Raw genomic sequence first — 10839 nt, forward strand, 5'->3', positions numbered from 1 at the left:
GTCGTAACAAGGTAGCCGTACCGGAAGGTGCGGCTGGAACACCTCCTTTCTGGAGCGAGTTCAAAAGGCATCTTCTAAATGGTGCTTGTTATTTAGAGTATGTACTCTCATCTTGTTTACATGTTATAGATAGAGAGAATAAAAGAAGCTGGGAGTCAGTTGTCTTTAAGTATTACACTTCGGTCGTAAAAAAGAGGTGTTGATGTTAAAGCAAGTGTTTAAGGAAAAATCTTCCATCCCCGGCGGAAGTTGAAAGAGAGTCCTATAGCTCAGTTGGTTAGAGCGCTACACTGATAATGTAGAGGTCGGCAGTTCAAATCTGCCTGGGACTACTTAAGAGACTTTACTCTGGGGGATTAGCTCAGCTGGCTAGAGCACCTGCTTTGCACGCAGGGGGTCAACGGTTCGAATCCGTTATTCTCCACTCCTTTTATGAATCGGTTGATCAAGGTTACTTGGTCAACCGATTTTGTTTTTACTACCTCCGTCTTATTTATTGAGATCGCTCCATCACTTCCCTAGCCATTGAGGAGTTTCTTTCTCTCATGAGGGTGGGGAGATCTCGACGATGTAAGACGAAGCTCACAGCACATGTCAAGCGTCTGAAGGATCGGCTAGCATCGGAGGTGGATGAGGCCCTTTTCTGTTTCCCTGGGAAGGAGCCAAATGGACCCTACGGTAGGTCGCAAGGACGACCTACTGTGGGTCATCGATGCGACCTACCGTAGGTTTTTAAGGCGACCTATCGTAGGTCTCTTTTTTGCCCCTCCCGTAGCCCCTTCTGTGTGGGGTAGTGTGCGCCCTATCTTTGGACTAGAGCCTTTGCTTGATGAGGGGCGAGGGGGGAGTCGCATCAATCTCAGTTCAGCTGTCCCAATTGGAGAAATTCCGATGAGAGAGGTGAGTGGCTAGGAAGTGCCATTCTTATAGCTGAGACTCGTCCCGCTTCCACTCTGATTATTATCCCTCCGTCCTCACATCCTTATACTAAGCGTACCTACAGGGGAGTTTTTGCTACCTTTGTCGGCATAAAATAAACCTAGCGGTCGAAGGCGGCCACTTTACCACACGATAAATGAAGTTAGTCATCGTAGAGTCCCCGAAGAAGGCTGAGCTTATCTCAGGCTTCCTCAAGAAGCATCACCTGAACGATTACAAGGTCATGGCCAGCGCTGGTCATGTGCGTGATCTCAAGCAACATTCCTTCAGTGTGAATGTCGAAGATCACTTCCGCCCCGAGTATGTCATCAATGACGATAAGAAGAATCTGGTGCGGGAACTCAAGGCTGAAGCGAAAAAGGCGGAACTCGTTTATCTAGCTTCCGATGAAGACCGTGAAGGGGAGGCTATCGCTTGGCATCTAAGTGAGGCCCTGGGACTGAAGCCCGAGAAGACCCGCCGTATCGTCTTCCATGAGATCACGGCCGAAGCCTTCCTCGAAGCGCTGGAGCATCCACGGGAGGTGAATATGGATCTTGTCGATGCCCAGCAGGCTCGCCGTATCCTGGACCGCATCGTGGGCTTTGAGCTCTCTCCCGTGCTCTGGAAGCGTATCCGCCCTTCGCTCTCTGCGGGGCGTGTGCAGTCGGTGGCTGTGCGCCTCATCGTCGATCGTGAGCGTGAGATCAATGCCTTCGTACCCCAGTCTTCCTACCGCCTTCAGGCTACTTTCCTCCTGCCTTCAGGGGAGAAGCTGGCCACTACGCTTGATCATCGCTTCTCCTCTGCTGAGGAGGCTGCCGAACTGATGAAGCTCTGCGCTTCGTCTACCTTCTCTATTGGAGACATTGCCCGCAAGGCTACCCGTCGTTCGCCCGCTGCGCCCTTCACCACCTCCACACTTCAGCAGGAGGCGGCTCAGAAGCTCGGCTATTCGGTCTCGCAGACGATGCGCCTAGCGCAGTCCCTCTACGAGTCGGGGCATATCACCTACATGCGTACCGACTCGGTCAATCTCTCCAATCAAGCTCTTGCCGCCATTGCTGCTCAGATCGAGCGTCATCCAGGCAAGGCTTACCACCAGCCTCGTAAGTATCAGACCAAGAGCAAGGGGGCTCAGGAAGCGCACGAAGCGATCCGCCCCACCTATGTCGATCGTGAACAGATCGACGGCACTCCACAGGAGCAGCGTCTCTATGACCTGATCCGCAAGCGTACACTTGCCTCTCAGATGGCCGATGCTCGTCTGGAGCGTACGACGGTCTCCATCCCCGTGCCTCGTACGGACTATGCCTTCGTTGCCCAAGGTGAAGTGATTACTTTCCGAGGCTTCCTCGATGTCTATATGGAGGGCTCGAGCGAAGAGGGAGTAGGGGAGGCTACCAAGCTCCTTCCCGCCGTGAAGGAAGGGGAAGGACTGACACTCTCCGCACTTCAAGGGGATGAGCGCTTCACCCAGCGCCCTGCCCGCTATACGGAGGCTTCGATGGTGAGCAAGATGGAAGAGCTCGGCATTGGCCGTCCTTCTACCTATGCCCCTACGATCCAGACGATCCAGAACCGTGGCTATGTCGAGCGTGCCGACCGTGAAGGTCAGCCACGTAGCTATACCGTGCTCACCCTCGAGGATGGGCAGGTCACTCGGGAGACACGTCAGGAGATCTATGGAGCAGAGCGCAGCAAGCTCTTCCCCACGGATGTTGGGATCGTCGTCAATGACTTCCTCGTGGAGCAGTTCCCCAATATCGTGGACTACAACTTCACCGCTCGTGTGGAGGAAGAGTTCGATACCATCGCTGAGGGCAAGGCTCCGTGGACGGGTACGATCGGAGATTTCTATTCGGACTTCCATCCTGGAGTCGAGCGTGCGACGAACGAGCGCACTGCCCAGCGTGTCGGTCAGCGCATCCTAGGCGTACAGCCTGAGACGGGGCTACCTGTCTCGGTGAGCATCGGGCGCTACGGCCCCATGGCCCAGCTAGGTGCTACGGACGCAGAGGAGAAGCCTCGCTTCGCATCCCTCCAGCCTGGGCAGTCGATCGAGACGATCACTCTGGAGGAAGCTCTTTCGCTCTTTGACCTTCCGAAGACCCTTGGTGAATACGAGGGGCAAACGATGACGGTCGCTGTCGGGCGCTTTGGCCCTTATGTCCGCCATGCGGGGAAGTTCTACAGCCTGCCTAAGGAGGTCGATCCTCTGTCGTGCACTTCGGACGAAGCGATCAAGATCATCGAAGAGAAGCGTCAGAGCGAGGAGAAGAGCCTGCTGAAGACCTTCGACGAAGATCCCGAACTATCCATCCGTGCAGGTCGCTTTGGCCCCTACCTCAAATACAAGGGCGACAACTATAAGCTCCCCAAGGGTGAAGATCCTACTGCGCTGACCTACGAAGCGTGTATGAAGCTCATCGCCGACACTCCTGCGAAGACGGCTCGTAAGAGCGGTGCACGCAAGACGGCATCGGCAGGCAAGACCACTACCCGCACACGGAAAGCGAAGAGCTAAGGGATGCGCTACTTCATCACGCTGAGCTACGACGGCACGAATTATAGTGGCTGGCAGACACAGCCTGATGCTACGACGGTGCAGGAGACCATCGAGCAGGCTCTGACGCTGGTCGCTCGTTCCTTCGAACCCATCGCTATCCTCGGTGCTGGACGCACAGATGCAGGGGTGCATGCCCGTGGGATGGTCGCTCATGTAGACCTCCCGATGTCTCTGGACGAAGCCCGTCAGCTCATCTACCGCACCGACCGCTACCTGCCTCACGACATTGCCCTACATGGCATTCGCCCCGTCACAGAGGAGGCGCATGCTCGCTTCAGTGCCACCTCCCGCACCTACCGCTACTATGTCACCCTTCGGAAGGATCCCTTCCAAGAGGCACGCATGCTTCGCCTGCACTTCCCTCTAGACTTCGATCGGATGAATGAGGCTGCGGAGCGACTGAAGGACTTCACCGACTTCACGAGCTTCAGCAAGCTGCACACCGATGTCAAGACGAACAACTGTCGGGTGACGGAGGCTTACTGGCAAGCGGGTTCGGAAGAAGGGCAATGGATCTTCACCATCACCGCTGACCGCTTCCTGAGGAATATGGTGCGAGCCATCGTCGGGACGCTCTTCCAAGTCGGGAAGGGTCGCCTCTCTGTCGAAGACTTCTGTGCGGTCATCGATGCCAAAGATCGTGGTCAAGCCGGATCTTCGGCCCCTGCACATGCGCTCTACCTCGAGCATGTGGGTTATCCCGCAGAGATCTACCTAGACTAAGGCTGTCGAGTCGCTTCCCCGAGCTGGCAAGAGCTACTACATCGAGGTATAGCCTCCCGCTCCTCCCCTCTACTTTTATAAGAGCCCCCTTTAGCAATCCAACAGAGAAGAAGCATGCCTTCTACTCCTCGGTTGCTAAAGGGGGCTTTTCATTGTCGTAAGGTCGCTCTCCTGCCCGTCTGCAGGAAGGGGCTCGATGCACCCCAAATAAAACCTACTGTAGGTCGTCTTGGCGACCCACGGTAGGTCGGTCGGACGACCTACAGTAGGTTTTTTCGGCGACCTACCGTGGGTCGTTTTTGGAGCCTTCCCTAGGCCCGCCTGAGAGGGGGCTGAGAGGCTCGCTTTCCCCGAGTCAGATGAGCCATCCTCTTCCTTCAGAAGTTGCTGGGGGAAGTTCGGATAGAGACGAAATCCCCCTCGCTGAGGCACAGTCGCTTAGGGCTTCGTCGCGAGTCCTTCGGTCTTCCTCAGAAGATCGTCAGGGGGTAAGGTGCTGGTACACTCTTTTTTCGTATATTTGTCCCCGACTTTTGTGGGGGAGTGCATCGCTTGATGTCCACTTTAACTGAGGTCAACAAGCCATGTGCTCCACTATAGGAGTGCTCGTGTGTAATTCATAGTAAGTTTAACAAATGGAAAATTTGAAAGAGATCAAGCCCATCGCGGACTTCAACTGGGATGAGTTTGAGCAGGGAGAGGTAGCTTGCTCTGCTTCCCGCAAGGAGCAAGAAGCAGCTTATGACAGCACCCTGAACAGCGTAAAGGATCAGGAAGTTGTCATCGGTACGGTTACCAAGATCGGTAAGCGTGAAGTACTCGTAGACATCGGCTTCAAGAGCGAAGGTAGCATCAGCGCTGCTGAGTTCCGCTACAATCCTGAACTTCAGGTAGGCGACAAGGTCGAAGTCTTCATCGAATCACAGGAAGATAAGAAGGGGCAGCTCGTCCTGTCTCACCGCCAGGCTCGTGTAGCACGCTCCTGGGATCGTATCAACGAAGCCCTCGAGAAGGACGAAGTGGTACGTGGATATGTCAAGTGCCGTACGAAGGGTGGTATGATCGTCGATATCTTCGGTATCGAAGCCTTCCTCCCTGGCTCACAGATCGACGTACGTCCTATCCGCGACTACGATGCTTATGTCGACAAGACCATGGAGTTCAAGATCGTCAAGATCAACCAGGACTTCAAGAACGTCGTCGTATCGCATAAGATCCTCATCGAAGCTGAACTCGAAGCTCAGAAGGCTGAGATCATCAGCAAGCTCGAGAAGGGTCAGGTCCTCGAAGGGGTTGTCAAGAACATCACTTCTTACGGTGCCTTCATCGACCTCGGTGGTATCGATGGTCTTGTCCACATCACCGACCTGTCTTGGGGCCGTGTATCTCACCCCAGCGAAGTCGTTTCGCTCGACCAGAAGCTCAATGTCGTTATCCTTGAGTTCGACGAAGCTAAGAAGCGTATCGCTCTTGGCCTCAAGCAGCTCCAGCCACATCCATGGGATAGCCTCGACGCTAACCTCAAGGTGGGCGACAAGATCAAGGGTAAGGTCGTCGTCCTGGCTGACTACGGTGCCTTCATCGAAGTGGCTCCTGGCGTAGAAGGTCTTGTTCATATCTCTGAGATGTCTTGGACGCAGCACGTTCGCTCGGCTCAGGAACTCCTCAAGGTAGGTGACGAAGTCGAAGCTGTCATCCTCTCGCTTGACCGCGAAGAGCGCAAGATGAGCCTCGGTCTCAAGCAGCTCAAGGAAGATCCATGGGAAAACATCGACAAGCGCTTCCCCATCGGTTCTCGCCACACGGCTAAGGTCCGCAACTTCACCAACTTCGGTGTCTTCGTAGAGATCGAAGAAGGTATCGACGGCCTCGTGCACATCTCTGACCTCTCTTGGACGAAGAAGATCAAGCATCCTAACGAGTTCACCGAAGTAGGTGCTCCTCTGGAGATCGTTGTCCTCGAGATCGACAAGGAAAACCGTCGCCTCTCTCTCGGCCACAAGCAGCTCGAGGAGAACCCATGGAACGCCTTCGAAGCTGACTTCAAGGTCGGTACCATCCACGAAGGTACCATCCGTGAGTTCGTCGAAAAGGGCGCAGTCGTTGCTCTCCCCGAAGGTGTAGAAGCCTTCGCTACGCCTAAGCATCTGGTCAAGGCCGATGGTACGCAGGCGGTCAAGGGTGAGACCCTCCCCTTCAAGGTGATCGAATTCAACAAGGATGCTCGTCGCATCATCGTCTCGCACAGCCGTACTTTCGAAGACGAAGCTAAGGCTGAAGCTCGTGCTAGCGAACGCGCTGAGCGTGCCGAACGCCAGTCACGCAACCAGGATGCCGCTGCTGCTGTCGCTGCTACCAACGCAGCTACGGAGAAGGCTACCCTCGGTGACCTCGACGCACTGGCAGCCCTCAAGGAAAAGCTCTCCTAATCGGAGGCTTCCCCAAGCTAAATAGAAGGCTCCGCCCCTCGAAGCTCCGTGCTTCGAGGGGCGGAGTTCTTTTATACCATTGGTGCCATTATATCCAATGTAGAAGAGACGTTTATGATCCAGGGGCTTAGTTTAGGGCTTCCTGACTGGAGTGTCTCTTGGAAGGGAAATGCTTCCTAGATGATAAAATCAGAAGTGTTTATCATGAGATGTCAGCTAATGGACCTAGAGTGAGCGTGTATTGTATGGAAGGTATAGTATGATAGTCGAACGTACTGCTACTAAATGTAATAAGCTTACTATTGTTCATTGCACTGTTAGGTTTTTACTCCTGATCTTCTCTTATGATTAGGAATGGATATTTATTATATATTGTTAATATATATATTTGTATGTCTGAAGGTGGTATACCCTGACTTAAATAGGGGGTTAATGTTCACTAGAATCTGAGTCTCTTGCTGTTTGATCCTATCTTTCTATGATGGAACGATTCCGTACAGCCAAAGATTAAGTATGTCTATATGTAATGAATAAGTTAGCTACATCGGGTGCTATGCTCCTGGGAGTCTTGTCGCATGTCTCCTTGGTTTGCCTGACACAAGGTCTCTCGGGGGAGGCTTTACTTGGGCTTGTTACAGGGATTAGTGGAAGTTTATTTACCGATACAGTGAAGAGCCTCCTGCAAGGAAGGGCAAAAACTTGGTTATTCCGAGCACATCCTGATGACCTCAATCATAGTATTAAGAAGCTCTTCGTTGCTTCTATTGGCGATGCCCTCGATAACATTCAAGTTTTATACGAGGAAAGCCCAATCACCCCTCAAGAGAGGCAAGGGGCGAGAAAGGCCTTCAAGAAACTGAAGCAAGCACTTCACTCCAAGGCCGAGGACATCATCAAATCAGCCTCTATTGATGACCTCCACATCAATAACTTCATACATTCAGGCTATGCAGACACCTCGGTCACGAGCTACCTTCTTCGCGAGTTAGAGGGTTGTGACCTGCCGCCTAAGCTACGCTCATTCATCGCCCAGCACTACCCGACGCAGATCCAGCTGTGCTTTGGTGAAGGGCTGAAGTCACCGGCTAACCACGAGGCGTGGGTAGCCTACCAGAGATTGATGTCGGATGAGCTGCGTGATCTTCTCCAGGGGCTACAGGCTGAGCAACGAGAGATAAGAGAGGATCTCAAGGATCTAAAGTTAGGCCAGGGGCTCGACCCCGAGCAAATGAAGGAGCTACGTAGGCTGGGAGATCTGCTATCCGATCCGAAGCAGTTTGAGCTCCACCTGAGTGAATCCTTAGGCCTGTCGCTGGGGAAACTCGAGGAGTTAGCAAATCGCTTGATCCAGATCACGACCGAGACTCACCACACGGTCCAAGAGCTCAAGCAGCTCCAGCAGGAGCAGACCAAGCGAATCAAGCGAGCCCAATACCTCATGGGCACAGTACTCCTTCTGTGCTTGATAGCTGTGGGAGTCATGACGATAGCTATTCTTCGTGCCCCCTTCAACCAAACGATCCAGATCCACGGCTGGCGTGGCAAGGCCCACATACCACTACGAGATATGGGGAGTATCACACTCTCCACGGGAGGGAAAACCTATCGGGGAGAGATAGATAGCCAGGGGCAAGTCCTCATAGCCGATCTACCCCATAGCTCCTCGGGAGAGCAAGCGCGTATACAGATAGAGGATACTGAGGGATTACCTTACTTCTGTCGAGATAGCATCGTACAGTTACATCGAGGAGAGACCCTCTATATCGCGGTTGGGCTGGTAGGGATTGACCGAGCCACTGGAATTATCAAGGATGAAGTAACCCAAGAGCCCATCCCTCACGCAGTCGTACGCATAGCAGGGGTAGAGACACAGACCAACGAACGAGGCGAGTTCACACTGCCTATTCCTACGGCAAGGCAAGCTGAAGAGCAAGAAATAGAAGTTACCAAAGCGGGATACCAAAGCTATCGAGCTACCTACACTATGATCGGAGAGCAAGCGATCCGTCTCTTCCTATCGCCCCGATAATTATTCGACTTGACACATAAGCAACAAAGGCCTATGCCACAGCGTCTACTCTTTTTCCTCCTCCTTCTTTCCCCCCACCTCCTCACGGCACAGCAGATCCCCCTCAAGGGAGTCGTCACCGTGCAGAACAGCCGTGTCAACACAGGAAAGACCGAGTACGTCCCAGAGGTCAGCATCAACCATCCGAAGGCGAAGCCTACGGCAACAGACAGCCACGGGGAATTCATCCTCCAGATCATTGGGCTCCAGCGAGGCATCCAGACCACCATTGAGGTGAAGCCTACGGGAAAATACCGAGATTATATCATCGTAGATGACCGCTTGATACGCGATGTCACTGTGGGTCGATTGACCCCAGTCGCCATATGCGTGCAGGATAAGAAAGTACTGGAGGAGCGAGAGAAGAGGCTCATCGCCGTGACCGTGAAGAAGCAGAATGAAATCCGTGAGCGGAAGATAGCTGAGCTGAATAAGCGCATCAGCGCCTTAGAGGAGGCTAATGACTATACCAACGAACACTATCAGCGAAGTATCGATAGCCTCAAGTTACTCGCCGAAGATAAGCTCAACGCAATCAAGCGAATCCGTGAGTATGCGAAGAGTATGGTGCTCATCAACCTGGATGAAGCGGATAGCATCTACAGCCGTGCCTACCGATTCTTCGAGCAGGGAGAGCTGGACAGCGTCGCCAGCTACCTCAAGCGACACATTGACTTTGAGCAGGAGAGCAAGCTCATCCAAAAACAGCTACAAGAAGCCCAAGAGAAGAGAGAGGTGGCGCAGAGTCTTCAGGAGCAAGCTGAGCGTCAGCTGGCCAATGCGGAGCAGGCCAAGGAGCAGCTACTCAAGAAGCTCACTCTCGCGGCCAAGGCCTGCAGAGAGCTCTACCAGTACGCCCAAGCCTCGCAGTACTACGAGCAAGCCCTCACTGTAGCACCGAATAACCCAGAGTTATTACGCACATATGCCTCCTATCTATCTACGATACACGAATACGAAAAGGCGAACACATACCTCCTGCGTGCGCTTGACCTACAAGAGCTAGTAGCAAAAAAGAACCCTAAGGCATTTAGATATGACCTGGCGGACATACTAAACAGCTTAGGTTTTAACTACAACGCCCTAACGGAATATCAAAAGGCGAACACATACTACCTGCGGGCGCTTGAAATACAAGAGCTATTAGCCAAAGAGAATCCGAAGGCTTTTAGACCTGACCTGGCGAGCATACTAAACAACTTAGGGGCTAACTGCAACGACCTAACGGAATATGAAAAGGCAAACGCATACTTCCTGCGGGCGCTTGAAATACTAGAGCTATTAGCCAAAGAGAATCCAAAGGCTTTTAGACCGGACCTGGCCACCATACTAAACAGTATAGGTGTTAACTACAACGACCTAAAGGAATATGAAAAGGCAAACACATACTACCTACGGGCGCTTGAGATAAGAGAGCTATCAGCCAATGAGAATCCAACGGATTTTATACTTGACCTGGCTAGCATATTAAACAACTTAGGGACTAACTGCAACGACCTAAAGGAATATGAAAAGGCGAATGCCTACTACCTGCGAGCGCTTGACATACGAGAGCTATTAGCCAATGAGAATCCGAAGGTTTTTAGACCTGACCTGGCGAGAATACTAAACAACGTAGGTATTAACTACAACGACCTAAAGGAATATGAAAAGGCGAACGCATACTACCTGCGAGCGCTTGAGATAGGAGAGCAATTAGCCAAAGAGAATCCGAAGGCATTTAGACCTGGCCTGGCGAACACTCTAAACAACTTAGGGGCTAACTGCTACGACCTAAAGGAATATCAAAAGGCGAGCACATACTACCTGCGGGCGCTTGAGATAAGAGAGCTATTAGCCAAAGAGAACCCTAAGGCGTTTAGACCAGACCTGGCTCAAACTCTAAACAACTTAGGGGGTAACTACAACGCCCTAAAGGAATATGAAAAGGCAAACACGTACTTCCTGCGGGTGCTTGAAATACGAGAGCTATTAGCTAAAGAGAATCCGAAGGCGTTTAGACCAGACCTGGCTAATGCACTAAACAACTTAGGAAAGAACTGCAAAAAACTGAAGGAATATGAAAAGGCAAACACATACTACCTACGGGCGCTTGAAATACGAGAGCTATTAGCCAAAGAGAACCCTAAGGC

General features: G+C 52.5%; 5 protein-coding genes and 2 tRNA genes. All 7 read left to right on the forward strand.

The window, feature by feature from the left end; all coding sequences use genetic code 11:
* Nucleotides 1–258 precede the first annotated feature (258 nt).
* A tRNA-Ile gene (locus Q0336_RS05990) sits at nucleotides 259–332 on the forward strand.
* A gap of 18 nt (nucleotides 333–350) precedes the next feature.
* A tRNA-Ala gene (locus Q0336_RS05995) sits at nucleotides 351–424 on the forward strand.
* A 651-nt stretch (nucleotides 425–1075) separates the two neighbouring features.
* Nucleotides 1076–3445 (forward strand): type I DNA topoisomerase, encoded by a 2370-nt coding sequence (gene topA, locus Q0336_RS06000; protein WP_298526626.1) that lies wholly within the window; start codon nucleotides 1076–1078, stop codon nucleotides 3443–3445.
* A gap of 3 nt (nucleotides 3446–3448) precedes the next feature.
* Nucleotides 3449–4210, forward strand: coding sequence for a tRNA pseudouridine(38-40) synthase TruA (gene truA, locus Q0336_RS06005; protein ID WP_298526628.1), 762 nt, complete (start codon nucleotides 3449–3451; stop codon nucleotides 4208–4210).
* A 635-nt stretch (nucleotides 4211–4845) separates the two neighbouring features.
* Complete coding sequence (gene rpsA, locus Q0336_RS06010) at nucleotides 4846–6639, forward strand: 30S ribosomal protein S1 (RefSeq protein WP_298526630.1); 1794 nt, start codon at nucleotides 4846–4848, stop codon at nucleotides 6637–6639.
* 526 nt (nucleotides 6640–7165) lie between these two features.
* Nucleotides 7166–8668 carry a hypothetical protein gene (locus Q0336_RS06015; RefSeq protein ID WP_298526632.1) on the forward strand — a complete coding sequence of 501 codons (1503 nt, stop codon included), beginning with the start codon at nucleotides 7166–7168 and terminating at the stop codon, nucleotides 8666–8668.
* A gap of 33 nt (nucleotides 8669–8701) precedes the next feature.
* Nucleotides 8702–10839: tetratricopeptide repeat protein (locus Q0336_RS06020; RefSeq protein ID WP_298526634.1), on the forward strand; the 2138-nt coding region annotated here is incomplete at its 3' end.

It is taken from the genome of uncultured Porphyromonas sp. (genome assembly GCF_938039215.1).
Taxonomy (GTDB): Bacteria; Bacteroidota; Bacteroidia; order Bacteroidales; family Porphyromonadaceae; genus Porphyromonas.